14 protein-coding genes are annotated in these 13,037 nt (G+C 33.5%); 8 read left to right on the top strand and 6 right to left on the bottom strand.

What is annotated here, in order from left to right:
• Positions 1 to 28 precede the first annotated feature (28 nt).
• Entirely contained in the window at positions 29 to 712 is a 684-nt protein-coding gene (locus C3L50_RS06125; protein ID WP_103805281.1) for a response regulator transcription factor, read from the bottom strand.
• A 421-nt stretch (positions 713 to 1,133) separates the two neighbouring features.
• Here C3L50_RS06125 and C3L50_RS06120 point away from each other — a divergent pair, with 421 nt between their 5' ends.
• From C3L50_RS06120 to C3L50_RS06105, 4 genes are all read left to right on the top strand, one after another.
• Positions 1,134 to 1,472, top strand: a complete 339-nt coding sequence (locus C3L50_RS06120; RefSeq protein WP_103805550.1) for a T9SS type A sorting domain-containing protein — start codon at positions 1,134 to 1,136, stop codon at positions 1,470 to 1,472.
• Between the two features lie 104 nt (positions 1,473 to 1,576).
• Positions 1,577 to 2,560 (top strand): T9SS type A sorting domain-containing protein, encoded by a 984-nt coding sequence (locus C3L50_RS06115; RefSeq protein WP_103805280.1) that lies wholly within the window; start codon positions 1,577 to 1,579, stop codon positions 2,558 to 2,560.
• A 191-nt stretch (positions 2,561 to 2,751) separates the two neighbouring features.
• Positions 2,752 to 3,681: a T9SS type A sorting domain-containing protein gene (locus C3L50_RS06110; protein ID WP_103805279.1), complete on the top strand. Its 930-nt coding sequence runs from the start codon at positions 2,752 to 2,754 to the stop codon at positions 3,679 to 3,681.
• 81 nt (positions 3,682 to 3,762) lie between these two features.
• A complete protein-coding gene (locus C3L50_RS06105; protein WP_103805549.1) occupies positions 3,763 to 4,743 on the top strand; it encodes a LuxE/PaaK family acyltransferase in 981 nt (326 codons plus the stop codon).
• Positions 4,744 to 4,804: 61 nt separating this feature from the next.
• Here the strand turns inward: C3L50_RS06105 and tyrS are convergent, their stop codons facing one another.
• On the bottom strand, positions 4,805 to 6,097 hold the full coding sequence (gene tyrS / locus C3L50_RS06100) for a tyrosine--tRNA ligase (protein WP_103805278.1): 1,293 nt from the start codon (positions 6,095 to 6,097) through the stop codon (positions 4,805 to 4,807).
• Positions 6,098 to 6,210: 113 nt separating this feature from the next.
• On the opposite strand from tyrS, the gene C3L50_RS06095 reads away from it, so the two are divergent.
• A complete protein-coding gene (locus tag C3L50_RS06095) occupies positions 6,211 to 7,200 on the top strand; it encodes an NAD-dependent epimerase/dehydratase family protein (RefSeq protein WP_103805277.1) in 990 nt (329 codons plus the stop codon).
• Here the strand turns inward: C3L50_RS06095 and C3L50_RS06090 are convergent, their stop codons facing one another.
• From C3L50_RS06090 to C3L50_RS06080, 3 genes are read right to left on the bottom strand one after another with little or no spacing between them, the layout of a single operon-like run.
• Positions 7,201 to 7,788 carry a DUF4296 domain-containing protein gene (locus C3L50_RS06090; protein ID WP_103805276.1) on the bottom strand — a complete coding sequence of 196 codons (588 nt, stop codon included), beginning with the start codon at positions 7,786 to 7,788 and terminating at the stop codon, positions 7,201 to 7,203. It abuts the gene before it with no gap.
• Positions 7,789 to 7,797: 9 nt separating this feature from the next.
• Positions 7,798 to 9,138, bottom strand: a complete 1,341-nt coding sequence (locus C3L50_RS06085) for a dihydroorotase (RefSeq protein ID WP_103805275.1) — start codon at positions 9,136 to 9,138, stop codon at positions 7,798 to 7,800.
• A gap of 12 nt (positions 9,139 to 9,150) precedes the next feature.
• Positions 9,151 to 9,876, bottom strand: coding sequence for a polyprenol monophosphomannose synthase (locus tag C3L50_RS06080; protein WP_103805274.1), 726 nt, complete (start codon positions 9,874 to 9,876; stop codon positions 9,151 to 9,153).
• A gap of 190 nt (positions 9,877 to 10,066) precedes the next feature.
• Here C3L50_RS06080 and C3L50_RS06075 point away from each other — a divergent pair, with 190 nt between their 5' ends.
• From C3L50_RS06075 to C3L50_RS06065, 3 genes are all read left to right on the top strand, one after another.
• Complete coding sequence (locus C3L50_RS06075) at positions 10,067 to 10,738, top strand: DUF4271 domain-containing protein (RefSeq protein ID WP_103805273.1); 672 nt, start codon at positions 10,067 to 10,069, stop codon at positions 10,736 to 10,738.
• Between the two features lie 12 nt (positions 10,739 to 10,750).
• Entirely contained in the window at positions 10,751 to 11,500 is a 750-nt protein-coding gene (locus C3L50_RS06070) for a uroporphyrinogen-III synthase (protein WP_103805548.1), read from the top strand.
• Positions 11,501 to 11,632: 132 nt separating this feature from the next.
• A complete protein-coding gene (locus C3L50_RS06065) occupies positions 11,633 to 11,977 on the top strand; it encodes a hypothetical protein (protein WP_103805272.1) in 345 nt (114 codons plus the stop codon).
• A gap of 100 nt (positions 11,978 to 12,077) precedes the next feature.
• Here the strand turns inward: C3L50_RS06065 and C3L50_RS06060 are convergent, their stop codons facing one another.
• Positions 12,078 to 12,758 carry a zinc metallopeptidase gene (locus tag C3L50_RS06060; protein ID WP_103805271.1) on the bottom strand — a complete coding sequence of 227 codons (681 nt, stop codon included), beginning with the start codon at positions 12,756 to 12,758 and terminating at the stop codon, positions 12,078 to 12,080.
• Positions 12,759 to 13,037 lie beyond the last annotated feature (279 nt).

Raw genomic sequence — 13,037 nt, 5'->3', positions numbered from 1 at the left:
TGGTTGTTATTGCAAATTTACTCAAAAATTACACTTCAAATTTATACCCAACCCCTTTTATGGTTTTAAAGTAATCATCACCTATTTTTTCACGAAGTTTTCGAATATGAACATCTATTGTTCTTCCGCCAACCACCACTTCGTTGCCCCAAACTTTATCTAGTATTTCATCACGTTTGAAAACTTTTCCTGGTTTTGAAGCTAATAAATAAAACAATTCAAACTCTTTTCGAGGCAAAGCAATTACAACGCCTTCTTTTATGATTTGATATTCTTCACGATTGATTTCGATTCCGCCAACATTAAGGGTTTCACTGTTTTTTTCCTGCTCTTTCAACCTTCTTAACAATGCCTTAACTTTACTAACAAGCACTTTGGGTTTTATGGGCTTGGATATGTAATCATCAGCACCCGCATCAAAACCTGCTACTTGGGAATAATCTTCGCTTCGGGCAGTCAAAAAAGTAATGATGACATTATTCAATTCTGGAATTTTTCTAATCATTTCACAAGCTTCCATTCCATCCATTTCTGGCATCATTACATCCATAATAATAAGGTCTGGGATTTCTTTTTTAGCTTTAGCAACAGCCTCTTTTCCGTTTGAAGCGGTATAAATTTGATAGCCTTCTTGACTGAGATTGTAACCAACAATTTCTAAAATATCTGGTTCGTCATCGACTAATAAAATCTTGGTGTTTCGTTTTTTCATAATAGCACAATACTGCTTTTAGGTTTGTAAAGGTAAATATAAAACAAAACAATTGCATCTGTAAAACCGTTTTTTATAAGTTAACTATTTGGTAATACATCCGAAACAAATTAATAACACTGGAATAACAAAATTATAATAATTTACTCATTTAAACCTTCCCTAAAATTTACTTATTTAGAAAATTCAACTAATAAATTCTTTAAATACAAGTAATACAATTTTCTAATGAAGCAAAAAAATGTCTCAGATTTTTATTAAAAATCTAATTATCACCATCACAAATTGAAAAGTAAAGAATCAAATTATTATCAAACTTTTCTGAATTTCAATTTTAAAAACCCACTTTAACGCAATTTTATAAATTTTGGTATAAAATTTGAAATGTTTTTTTATATCTTTACAACTCCAAATCTATATGATGGCAAAAAATTACTTTTATATTACTCTTTTATTGGGTTTTTTCTTCACTTTGAGCGTTTCAGCTCAAGAAGGTAAGCAACAATCCAAACTTCAAGAAACTACAGTTATTGAAGGGTTAAACTTGTACCCTAATCCTGTGAGTAATGGAAAAGTATATATCACATCAAAAAATGATCTTGATAAAGACATCACCATCTTTGATGTTTTAGGAAAAAAAGTGCTTCAAACCACATTGAGTTCAAAAGAACTTAATATTTCTAATTTAACTCCTGGAGTTTACATCATCAAGATCAACGAAGCTGAATCTACTGCAACCCGAAAACTTATCGTTCGGTAAAAGAATCTCATATTTTTTCACAATTTAATGTTTTTTTTACATTGCTTTATTCTTACAAAGCGATTTTATTGTTATATTTGTATAACTAATTTAAAACAAATGTTATGAAAAAATTTTACGCTTTATCTTTTATTTTATTGAGCACTTTGTCATTTGGTCAAGTAACAGACACTTTTACTGGAACAGGTTTATTAAGCGCAAATGGCTGGACACTTCACAGTGGAACAGCAAGTCAATTAACTATCTCATCTGGTTCATTAACTTATTCAGGATTAACACCAACTGGAAATAAAATCGCATTAGTTGCAGGAAACTCAGAAGACATGAATAAAAGTGTTGGTACCGCAATCACCACTACCGCATACTATTCAGCGGTTTTAAACTTGCCAAACACTACTGGCTTAACAACTACTGGGGATTATTCAATCTCTCTTGGCGCACAAGTAGGAGCTACTGTTACTGGATTGTATGGAAGGTTAATGCTTAAAACGGGTGTTGCCGCAAATACTTTTAATATTGGACTTGTAAATACTAGCGGTACAGGAACTACACCAACTTATCTGACAACCGATTATCCTACAGGTACACCTGTTTTTGTAGTAGTTAAATATGACAGATCAAACAACACAGCTTATTTATTTGTAAATCCAGCATTAGATAGTACCGAACCTATACCAGGTCTAACAAATGCAACAGGAACAACTGCTGCTCCAGCCTCAATTGCAAGTATTTGCTTAAGACAAGCTGGAAATGCAACAATTGGAACTGGAAATGTTGAATATGATGATGTAAGAGCTGGAAGCACTTGGGCTTATGTTACAACTTCTACGCTTGTTTTATCCGCAAAACAAAACGAAATCGCTGGATTAAATATCTATCCAAATCCAGTAACTGATGGTACTTTATACATCACTTCAAACAGTAGTGAAGCAAAAACCGTAGCGGTTTATGACATTTTAGGAAAACAAGTTTTAAACACTAAAACTTCAAACAATGCTGTAAACGTTTCCAACTTAAAAGGCGGTGCTTACATTGTAAAAATTACTGAAGAAGGAAAAACCGATACAAGAAAATTAATTATTGAGTAATTAATTTACCATATTCTTTTAAAAGCTCTAATGAAAATTAGGGCTTTTTTTGTTTTAATCACACGTTAAATTACATCTAAAAGTTTCACTGGCAATTAATTAAAAACCGATAAGTAAGAAAAAAAGTAGATTTTTCTTTCTTACAAAGAAAATACTTACTATATTTACATCTTAATTCTAAATTTATCCAAATGAAAAAACTTTACACATTATCATTTGTTTTATTGGCCTCTTTGTCCTTTGGACAAACACCCATCGGTCTTATTGGAGTAAATGTTCCTTACATTGAGGATTTCAGCGGAATGGGTGCTACTCTAACAACTTACCTTCCTGGTTGGACTGCGATTAACATTAGTAACGGAGCAACATTATCCATGGCTGTAACAAATGGCGTAGCAAGTACTGGAAATGCTTACAATGTTGGTGCAATAGGAGACGAAGAAAGAGCTTTTGGAACATTGGCAGATGCTACAATAACTCCTGCCTTAGGTGCCGTTTTTCAAAACAATACCGGTAGTACAGTTTCAAAAATATCCATCCAAACTAGAATGGAGCAATGGAAAGAATCAGGAAACGCAGGCATAAATGAAACAGTTGCTTTTTATTATAGTTTAGATGCTACAAGCTTAAGTACTGGAACTTGGACTCCTGTAAGCACCTTAAATTTAAACGAAAAATTAACATTAGCCACTACTAATTCGGCAGTCAATGGAAATTTATCAGCTAATTACACTAATATGGCAAATATAATTTCTGGATTGAATTGGGCAAATGGAGCCAATTTATGGATTAAATGGGTAGATACAAACGACTCTGGAACCAATGGAATGTATGCCATCGATAATTTTATCATAAGTGTTAATCAAGTTTTAGGAGTTAAACAAAACACCATTGCTGGCTTAAATATGTATCCAAATCCTGTTTCTAAAGGAACTTTATATATCACTTCAAACAGTAGCGAAGCAAAATCAGTTTCTGTTTTTGATCTATTAGGAAAACAAGTTTTGAATACTAAAACTTCAAATAGCACTGTTAATGTTTCTAGCTTGAGAGCCGGAAGTTACATAGTAAAAATTACGGAAGAAGGAAAAACAGATACCAAAAAATTAATTATAGAATAATTAATTTCAAACTATATTTCTAAAAACTCCAATTGCAAAGTTGGAGTTTTTTTTATTTAATTACTTTTGCAAAAAAAATTCTTGATTCCAACTCCCGACATATTTGCCATTTCAAGCCAAAAGCAATTCGAAAAAATTGCCTTGAAAACCTTTCGTTTCCAATACGAAAACAACTTGGTTTACAGAGAATTTTGTGATTTTCTAAAAACCGATGTGCGAAAAGTAAAATCGTTGGAACAAATTCCTTTTTTACCGATTCAATTTTTCAAAAGTCATACTGTAGTTTCTAATACCAATACCGCCAAAGCCATTTTTACCAGCAGCGGCACAACCGGAATGGCAACCAGCAAACATTTCGTTACTGATGTTTTTCTATATGAAGAAAGCTATCGAAAAGGATTTTCTCAGTTTTATGGTAATATCGAAGATTATGTAGTTCTAGCTTTACTTCCATCCTATTTGGAACGTGAAGGTTCGTCATTAATATATATGGTCGAAGATTTAATTCAAATGACCAATAATCCTGAAAGCGGTTTTTACCTGCACAACCACGAAGAACTCATCGAAAAATTAATTCGACTGGACAATTTAGGACAAAATGTGATTTTGATTGGCGTGACTTATGCTTTATTGGATTTAATTGAAAAACAAAAATTTGATTTGCAAAACACCATCATTATGGAAACGGGTGGAATGAAAGGCAAACGAAAGGAAATGATTCGAGAAGAATTGCACCAACAACTTTGCGAAGGTTTTGGCGTCACCGCCATTCATTCAGAATACGGTATGACCGAATTGTTGTCGCAAGCGTATTCCCTCGGGAATGGTGTGTTTGAATGCCCTTCTTGGATGCAAATACTAGTTCGCGATACTGAAGATGCGTTGACTTATGTTCAACAAGGAAAAACAGGCGGCATCAACGTGATTGATTTGGCCAACATCAATTCCTGCTCCTTTATTGCCACGCAGGATTTGGGTAAAAAAAATCCCAACAACTCTTTCGAGGTATTGGGACGTTTTGATAATTCAGATATTCGGGGTTGTAATTTGATGGTGATTTAACCACAAAGACTCGAAGAAGGACAAAGTTCACAAAGAGAAACTTAGCCATCTCACGTTAGATTTAAACCACTCTTACCACAAAATAATTTTTCTTCCCGCTTTGCAACAAAACAAACTGGTAGTTAATCAAATCTTTGCTCGAAAGCACAAATTCTTCGGTTACTTTTTCACGGTTTACAGAAATAGAATTGGCAGTCAAAGCGCGTCTTGCCTCTCCGTTTGATTTTAAAAACCCTGTTTTTTCGTTCAAAACATCTACAATATTGATTCCTGCTTCGATTTCAGTTTTTGCAATTTCTGCTTGAGGAACACCGTCAAAAACTTCCAAGAAAGTCGCAGCGTCCAATTGTTTTAAATCTTCGGCATTGGAATTTCCAAAAAGAATTCCAGACGCTTTTATGGCATTTTCTAAATCTTCTTTAGAATGAACCATAACCGTGATTTCTTCAGCCAAACGTTTTTGCAACAATCTCAAATGTGGTGCTTCTCTATGCTTTTCGGTTAAATCTTCTATTTCCTCTTTCGATAAAAAAGTAAAAATCTTGATGTATTTCTCAGCATCCACATCGGAAGTATTTAACCAATATTGGTAAAATTTATAAGGCGATGTTCTAGCGGCATCCAACCAAATATTACCCCCTTCTGATTTTCCAAACTTAGTTCCATCGGCTTTGGTGATTAACGGACAAGTCAATGCGTACGCTTTTCCGCTGGCTATTCTTCTCACTAATTCAGTTCCAGTAGTAATATTTCCCCATTGGTCACTTCCGCCCATTTGTAGCGTACAACTTTTATCTCTGTACAAATGCAAGAAATCATATCCTTGAACCAATTGATAGGTAAACTCCGTGAAAGACATTCCTTCGGCAGCTTCGGACGACAAACGTTTCTTTACAGAATCTTTCGCCATCATATAATTTACGGTAATGTGCTTACCCACATCACGAATGAATTCCAGAAAAGAAAAATTCTTCATCCAATCGTAATTATTCACTAATTCGGCAGCATTTTCAGCATTGGAAGTAAAATCTAAAAAACGGGATAATTGTTCTTTTATGGCTTCTTGATTGTGACGCAAAGTGGCTTCGTCTAATAAATTTCTTTCGTTCGATTTCCCGGATGGATCCCCAATCATTCCTGTGGCTCCTCCCACTAAAGCTAATGGTTTATGTCCAGATAACTGGAAATGTTTCAACAACATCACTCCTACTAAATGCCCGATATGCAAGGAATCGGCAGTTGGGTCAATCCCCACATAGGCCACACGCATTTGTTCCATCAAATGTTCTTCGGTGCCTGGCATAACATCGTGGAGCATTCCTCTCCAAGTGACTTCTTCTATAAAATTCTTCATTTTTTAAAATCAATTTCGGCAAAGATAAAATATAATGTTGATTCGGTTAATTGTTTATTCGGTTAATTGAAAAAAAATCGCAATCCGTAATCCGTAATTCGTAAATTCGCAAAATGATTTTAGTCACAGGAGGAACAGGTTTAGTCGGCGCACATTTATTGCTTCATTTAGTTGAAAATGGAGAAAGTGTTCGTGCCATATATCGTAATTTGGAATCCATTCAAAAAACCAAAAATCTTTTTTCTATTTACCAAAAAGAAACTTTATTCGAAAAAATAAACTGGATTCAGGCTGATATTATTGACATTCCTTCATTGGAAATCGCTTTTAAAAACGTGGAATATGTTTATCATTGTGCCGCTTTAATTTCATTTGACCCAAAAGACGAAGATTTGCTTCGCAAAACCAATATAGAAGGAACGGCTAACATAGTTAATTTTTGTTTGTTCAACAGCATAAAAAAACTTTGTTTTGTGAGTTCGATTGCTGCATTGGGAGATTTGAAAGAAAACGAAAACACCATTACAGAAGAAACCGAATGGAATCCCGAGAAACCCCATAGTGATTATGCCATTTCTAAATATGGAGCCGAAATGGAAATTTGGCGAGGGCAACAAGAAGGTTTAAATTCCGTAATTGTAAATCCTGGAATCATTATTGGAGCAGGTTTTTGGGAACAAGGCAGCGGATTACTTTTTAAGAAAGTTGAAAAAGGATTGTTATTTTTCACCAAAGGCTCAACAGGAATTATTGCCGTGACCGATGTGGTAAAAATTATGATTCAATTGATGGATAGCGACGTTAAAAACGAAAGATTTACTCTAATTGCAGAAAATATTACTTTCCAAGACTTGCTGAATTCTATTGCAGATTCTTTGAAAGTAAAAAGACCCACCATTCACGCAACTCCATTTTTGGTAAATATTGCCTATAAAATAGATTGGTTCTTGTCAAATGTATTAAGGCAAAAAAGAAAATTAGATCGTGCTACTGCCAAAGCATCTTATACTGAAAATCACTATTCGAACGCAAAAATTAAGACTACTTTGCAAACTGAATTTATAGCCATTCATCAGTATATCAACGACATTTCGAAGTTGTAACTATTTTATTTGTTGCCTTCTTTTTTGTTCAGCAACAATTCTTTTTAGTGAATCTATTTCTCTAGTCATTTTAGCTTTTGCCGCTTTAGTTTTAGCTTTTTTTATCGAATCTGAGACTTCTTTTTTGCTTAACTTCTTCTTGGTTTTGGACACTTCAATGTGCACCCTTTTTATAGAATCGGATTGTTTTTTTTCAAGTAATTTTTTCTTTTTTTTGGCTTTTAAGATTTCTTTCTTCGCTTCAGCTTTTTGCAAAGATGCCAATTGTATTTTTTCCTTTTCCAATCGAACTTTAACTTTTTCGAACATTTTCTGATATTCTTTAGAATCAGAAGCGTAATAGATATTGCTTTGAACAAACTGAATGCTATCTATTTTATATTTTTTAAATATATATTGGTTCGGACTATTTTTTAAAGAATCAAATAAGATTGGATTATCCACTTTCATGGCTTCCAACAGTGATAAATCATACATAATATTTACCATTTCCTCTCTTTCAATAAGACGTTTTGGTTCCTTGACCAGCTCTTTTTTACAGCCAACAAGGATAAACAAAACAATAAAAAATGGAAGTATTTTTTTCATATTTAAATATTATCTATCAAATGTCAATCTTTTTCCAGCACGAATATCTTTTACTTTAGAAGCAGAATACACCATTTGTCCGTTAACAAAAGTATGTGTAATTCGAGATTTGAAAGTAAAACCTTCAAACGGTGACCAGCCACATTTGTATAGAATATTTTCCTTTTTTACACTCCAAGGCAAACCTGAATTTACGATGACTAAATCGGCATAATACCCTTCTTTGATAAAACCACGTTTTTCTATTTTGAAAATTTTGGCTGGATTGTGGCACATTTTCTCCACTATTTTTTCAATACTAATTTTCCCTTGGTGATAGGCTTCAAACATTGCTACAACTGCGTGTTGCACTAGTGGGCCGCCAGAAGGTGCTTTCAAATAAGATTGTTTTTTTTCTTCTAAAGTATGAGGTGCGTGATCTGTGGCAATCACATCAATTCTACCATCGACCAATGCGTCCCACAACACTTTTCGGTCATTTGTGGTTTTTACTGCAGGATTCCATTTTATTAAATTGCCTTTGGTCTTATAATCCTCATCGGAAAACCATAAATGATGCACACAAACTTCGGCAGTTATTTTCTTGTCTTCTAATGGAATTTTATTAGTAAACAATTCCATTTCTTTCGCTGTTGAAAGATGAAAAATATGCAATCTTGCACCGGTTTTTTTGGCTAATGCTACGGCTTTTGAAGAAGAAATAAAACAAGCTTCTTCACTTCTTATAAGATGATGTGCCGTTACTGGAATATCTTCGCCATATTCAGCTTTAAATTTTTCTAAATTGTTTTTTATGGTAGTTTCGTCTTCACAATGCACTGCAATAAGCATCGGTGTACTTGAAAATATTTTTTCTAAAACCACTTCATTATCTACCAACATATTTCCTGTTGATGAACCCAAAAATATTTTGATTCCCGCAACATTTTTCGGGTTAGTTTTCAAAACTTCTTCCAAATTATCATTGGTTGCGCCCATCATAAACGAATAATTTGCATATGATTTTTCAGCCGCAATTTGATATTTTTCTTCTAAGATTTCTTGAGTTACAGCATTTGGAACCGTGTTGGGCTGCTCGATAAACGATGTGATTCCTCCCGCTACTGCAGCTCTCGATTCTGACTCAATATCCCCTTTGTGTGTAAGTCCAGGTTCTCTAAAATGAACTTGATCATCAATTGCCCCTGGAATTAAATAATTTCCTTCGGCATCAATAATTTTACACTCAGATGATTTTGCGCTAATACTATCCGAAATCTCAACAATTAAGTCGTTTTCTATTAATACATCTCCTTCAAAAATAGTTCCCTCGTTAACTATTTTAGCATTTTTAATTAAAACCTTATTCATCGTCATTTCCTTTTATAAGGTGTTAAATAATTTTTTTAAACGTAGTGCAATTACTCCTAAAACAGCTTCTTTAAAAATGGCACTGCTCATCTTAGATTGTCCTTTAGTTCTATCGGTAAAAATAATGGGGACTTCAGTGATATCAAATTTTTTGCAAAAAGTTCTATATTTCATTTCAATTTGAAAAGCGTATCCCACAAATTTTATTTTGTCTAAATTTATCCCAACCAAAACCTCACTTTTATAGCATACGAATCCAGCTGTAGCATCGTGAATTTTCATTCCTGTAATAAATCGCACATAAACCGATGCAAAATATGACATTAAAACCCGACTTAATGGCCAGTTTACCACATTTACTCCTGTTACATAACGAGAACCAATAGCTAAATCGGCACCTCCAAAATGGCAAGCATCATACAATCTCTCTAAATCTTTTGGATTATGCGAAAAATCGGCGTCCATTTCAAAAATATAGCTATAATTATGCTCCAAAGCCCATTTAAAACCGTGAACATATGCTGTTCCCAAACCCAATTTTCCTGTTCGTTTTTCCAAAAACAATCTCCCTTCAAATTCCGTTTGAAGTAAAGTTACTTTTTCCGCGGTATGATCTGGCGAATTGTCATCAATAACAAGGACATGAAACGGTTTATGCTGGGAAAGCACTGCCCTAAGTATGCTTTCAATATTCTCAATTTCGTTATAGGTTGGAATTATAACAATACAATCATTCATATCTTGCGTAATTTCACCGCAAAAGTAAACTTTTTATACGATTTGATGCCTATCTGAATTCAAATAATTGTTTATAAAATAATATAACAGCTGTATTCTTCTTGTATATTTACGATTTTCAATCAGGACATTTTTTTAATACTTTTTTAATCTAAATAATGAAATAAAAAATTAGTAATTTTGCAGCAATATGATTGATAATGTACTTCATTTAAGGGTAATCGAGAACAAAGATTGGGCAACAATCTTGTTTGTACTTTCATTTGCCACTGTTGCAATAACAAAATCGGCATTTGAAAATCGTTTTGCTGAATTTGCAAAATTAATTTACTCCGACAAATACACGAATGTTTATAAAGAGGGCAGCCACCTTAAAAGCAGTTTTACAATAGCTTTATTTTTTGTCCAACTCATCTCATTTGCTTTTTTCATTCAACTTTCGTTTTCTTATTTTGGTTATAGTTCAAAAACAGATTGGGTTTTGTTTATTCAAGTAATTACGTTTCTAATCTATTTCGTTTTAAGTAAATTTTTAATCGAAAAAATTATTGCAACCGCCTTCAATATTGAAGAAGTCATTGAACAATTCAACCTTCAAAAGGTAATTTTCAGAACCTACATAGGGTTAATCTTATTGCCAATCAACATAATCTTGTTCTACAATGATGCAGTTTCAAGAAATTTTATGATCATACTTATTTCTATAGTTCTGATTTTCAATGTGGTAATATATTTAGTGTCAATAAAAAATTATCAAAATATAATATTTAGCAAGTTGTTTTATTTTATTTTATATCTTTGCGCTCTCGAAATAGCACCGTATTATTTCTTATATTATTGGTTTACAAAAGGTATTGCTTAGAAAATGTCAAATATGAAAGTGAAAACAATTTTGGTGTCACAGCCCGAACCTAAAGTGGAAAACTCCCCTTACTTTGAACTTCAAAATAAGCATAAAGTAAAAGTTGACTTCAGGCCTTTTATCCACGTTGAAGGAGTTAGTGCCAAAGAAATTAGACTCCAAAAGATTGATCTTAACCATTTTACTGCAATTATTTTAACCAGCAAAAACGCTGTAGATCACTTTTTTAGAGTGGCAGACGAAATGCGTTATAAAGTTCCCGAAGGATTGAAATACTTTTGTCAATCAGAAGCAATTGCATTTTACCTTCAAAAATACGTAGTCTATAGAAAACGTAAAATTTACGTTGGCCCAAAAGATTTTGCCGATTTATCTCCACTTATCAAAAAATACAAAGACGAGAAATTTTTGCTACCCGCTTCAGATCAACTGAATGCAGATGCACCAATAACTCTTAATGCTTTGAAAGTAGATTGGACACCAGCTGTTTTTTACAAAACAGTAATCAGTGATTTGTCTGATTTAGCCGATGTTTATTATGATGTTTTGGCTTTCTTTAGCCCAACCGGAATAAAATCATTGTTCACTAATTTTCCTGATTTTGAGCAAAACAATACTAGAATAGCTGTTTTTGGAAGTACAACTCAAAAAGCTGCTCTTGAAAAAGGCTTGAGAATTGATATTCTTGCTCCAACACCAGAAACACCTTCGATGACGATGGCATTAGAAAAATATATTTCAGAAGCGAATAAGGGAAAATAAACTTATACTGAAACTCAACATTTAAAGTTCTAAACTCCAATTTTACCATTGGAATTTAGAACTTTTTTATTTGGAAAATGTTTGTTTTTAAATCATTTCAACTACTTTTGATATAAACCAAAAACTAAAACTATGAAAAAAATCCCATTAATTATTCTTATGATCTCTTTATCCTTGGTAATTGTTAATTGTAGCTCTTCTAAAAAAGGAACAGCAGATCCCAAAATCAGTTACAAAACAGATATAGCACCTATTATTTCGAATAGTTGCACTCCGTGCCACATGCCACCTCAAGGTCGAAAAGAACCTTTAGAAAACTACATTCACGTCAAAGAAAACATTGTCGAAATCTTGGAACGTGTGCAACTATCACAGGACAATCGTAAATTTATGCCACCTGCAAACAAAAAACCCGCTTTGACAACTGATCAAATAGCACTTTTAGTAAAATGGCAACAACAAAATATGCCTGAATAAAAAAATATTTATGAAATAAAAAACGGCTGTTTCACATTGGAAACAGCCGTTTTTGTTTTTTGTCATTGCGATGAACCGAAGTCATATCACATTATGCAATTTATCTTCTATTCATATAAATAGAAACATAATACAATAAAGTCGCAATCGAACCAAGCGCAGCAACTACATAGGTTCTTGCAGCCCATTTCAAAGCATCTTTCGCTCCTGCTTGTTCTTGTTGCGTAAGCATTCGTTTGTTTTCTAACCAAGCCAAAGCCCTATTACTCGCATCATATTCTACTGGCAAAGTCACAATCGAAAATAAAGTCGTTGCAGCAAAAATCACAATTCCAATCAATAACAACTGAGGAAAAGTTCTAATCATCAGGATTCCTGCCAACAAAATCCATTGCATATAAGATGACGCCACATTAACAATTGGAACCAATTGCGAACGCATTGTCAGCCATTGATACCCCACAGCATGTTGTACGGCGTGACCACATTCGTGAGCCGCAACCGCAGCTGCCGCAGCGTTCCTTTGATTGTAAACTGCTTCGCTTAAATTCACTGTTTTGTCCACAGGATTGTAATGATCTGTCAATTGACCTGGAGTCGAAATAACACGAACATCTCTAATTCCGTTATCTGCCAACATTTTTTCGGCGATTTCGGCACCCGACATTCCGTTTTGCAAATGCAATTTAGAGTATTGTTCGAATTTACTTTTTAATCTTGAACTCACTAACCAACTGGCCAGCATAATCAATCCTGCTAAAAGCATATATCCCATTCCCATAATTTTATTTTTTAATTGTTTGAAATTAAACCATCAAATTGTGAACCAAATTTAGAAAATGACAATTTGACATCTGTTAAAAAAGTTTTAAAAAATCAATGGCAATATCAATGGCAATATCAATAAAGGGGTAGTAATAAAAAAAATCTAAATTCCAATTAAAAAGATTCCTACGGAATGACAAACTACGATTGATAATCATTCAAACAAAAAATCCCATCATCTTGTCATTCCGTAGGAATCTCAAACTAGGAGCAAAAAAATCCAAACTCCAATTAA

This window comes from Flavobacterium alvei (genome assembly GCF_002920895.1).
Taxonomy (GTDB): Bacteria; Bacteroidota; Bacteroidia; order Flavobacteriales; family Flavobacteriaceae; genus Flavobacterium; species Flavobacterium alvei.
Note: the sequence above shows the minus strand (reverse complement) of the source record. Positions and strands in the feature narration are given on the sequence as shown.

Excerpts from the sequence above, each read along its gene's own strand:
- C3L50_RS06075 (WP_103805273.1), top strand. The coding sequence starts at position 10,067 with ATGATTGATAATGTACTTCATTTAAGGGTAATCGAGAACAAAGATTGG.
- tyrS (WP_103805278.1), bottom strand. The coding sequence starts at position 6,097 with ATGAAGAATTTTATAGAAGAAGTCACTTGGAGAGGAATGCTCCACGAT.
- C3L50_RS06110 (WP_103805279.1), top strand. The coding sequence starts at position 2,752 with ATGAAAAAACTTTACACATTATCATTTGTTTTATTGGCCTCTTTGTCC.
- C3L50_RS06070 (WP_103805548.1), top strand. The coding sequence starts at position 10,751 with ATGAAAGTGAAAACAATTTTGGTGTCACAGCCCGAACCTAAAGTGGAA.
- C3L50_RS06090 (WP_103805276.1), bottom strand. The coding sequence starts at position 7,788 with ATGAAAAAAATACTTCCATTTTTTATTGTTTTGTTTATCCTTGTTGGC.
- C3L50_RS06065 (WP_103805272.1), top strand. The coding sequence starts at position 11,633 with ATGAAAAAAATCCCATTAATTATTCTTATGATCTCTTTATCCTTGGTA.
- C3L50_RS06095 (WP_103805277.1), top strand. The coding sequence starts at position 6,211 with ATGATTTTAGTCACAGGAGGAACAGGTTTAGTCGGCGCACATTTATTG.
- C3L50_RS06080 (WP_103805274.1), bottom strand. The coding sequence starts at position 9,876 with ATGAATGATTGTATTGTTATAATTCCAACCTATAACGAAATTGAGAAT.
- C3L50_RS06085 (WP_103805275.1), bottom strand. The coding sequence starts at position 9,138 with ATGAATAAGGTTTTAATTAAAAATGCTAAAATAGTTAACGAGGGAACT.
- C3L50_RS06120 (WP_103805550.1), top strand. The coding sequence starts at position 1,134 with ATGGCAAAAAATTACTTTTATATTACTCTTTTATTGGGTTTTTTCTTC.
- C3L50_RS06115 (WP_103805280.1), top strand. The coding sequence starts at position 1,577 with ATGAAAAAATTTTACGCTTTATCTTTTATTTTATTGAGCACTTTGTCA.
- C3L50_RS06060 (WP_103805271.1), bottom strand. The coding sequence starts at position 12,758 with ATGGGAATGGGATATATGCTTTTAGCAGGATTGATTATGCTGGCCAGT.
- C3L50_RS06125 (WP_103805281.1), bottom strand. The coding sequence starts at position 712 with ATGAAAAAACGAAACACCAAGATTTTATTAGTCGATGACGAACCAGAT.